This window comes from Burkholderia sp. FL-7-2-10-S1-D7, from assembly GCF_001524185.1.
GTDB classification, from domain to species: Bacteria; Pseudomonadota; Gammaproteobacteria; order Burkholderiales; family Burkholderiaceae; genus Burkholderia; species Burkholderia diffusa.
On sequence record NZ_LOWY01000024.1, the window covers coordinates 1 to 812 of the forward strand.

1 protein-coding gene is annotated in these 812 nt (G+C 65.0%); it reads left to right on the top strand.

Annotated elements, in window-relative coordinates:
* On the top strand, positions 1–812 hold an 812-nt coding region (gene glyA, locus WS75_RS12150; protein ID WP_156429767.1), incomplete at both ends, for a serine hydroxymethyltransferase.

Here is an 812-nt window from a genome sequence, read left to right on the forward strand (position 1 = left end):
CACGGCTCGCCGGTGAACATGTCGGGCAAGTGGTTCAACGTCGTGAGCTACGGCCTGAACGAAAACGAAGACATCGACTACGACGCAGCAGAGCAACTGGCGAACGAACACAAGCCGAAGCTGATCGTCGCGGGCGCGTCGGCATTCGCGCTGAAGATCGACTTCGAGCGTCTGGCGAAGATCGCGAAGTCGGTCGGTGCGTACCTGATGGTCGACATGGCGCACTACGCGGGGCTGATCGCGGCGGGCGTGTACCCGAACCCGGTGCCGCACGCGGACTTCGTGACGACGACGACGCACAAGAGCCTGCGCGGCCCGCGCGGCGGCGTGATCCTGATGAAGTCGGAATACGAGAAGCAGATCAACTCGGCGATCTTCCCGGGCATCCAGGGCGGCCCGCTGATGCACGTGATCGCGGCGAAGGCGGTGGCGTTCAAGGAAGCGCTGTCGCCGGAGTTCAAGGCTTACCAGGAGAAGGTGGTCGAGAACGCACGCGTGCTGGCTGAAACGCTGGTCAAGCGCGGGCTGCGGATCGTGTCGGGCCGTACGGAAAGCCACGTGATGCTGGTGGACCTGCGCGCGAAGAAGATCACGGGCAAGGCGGCGGAAGCGGCGTTGGGCGCGGCACACATCACGGTGAACAAGAACGCGATCCCGAACGATCCGGAAAAGCCGTTCGTGACGAGCGGGATCCGTCTGGGTTCGCCGGCGATGACGACGCGCGGCTTCGGCCCGGCGGAAGCGGAGCAGGTCGGCAACCTGATCGCCGACGTGCTCGAGAACCCGGAAGACGCAGCGACGATCGAGCGCGT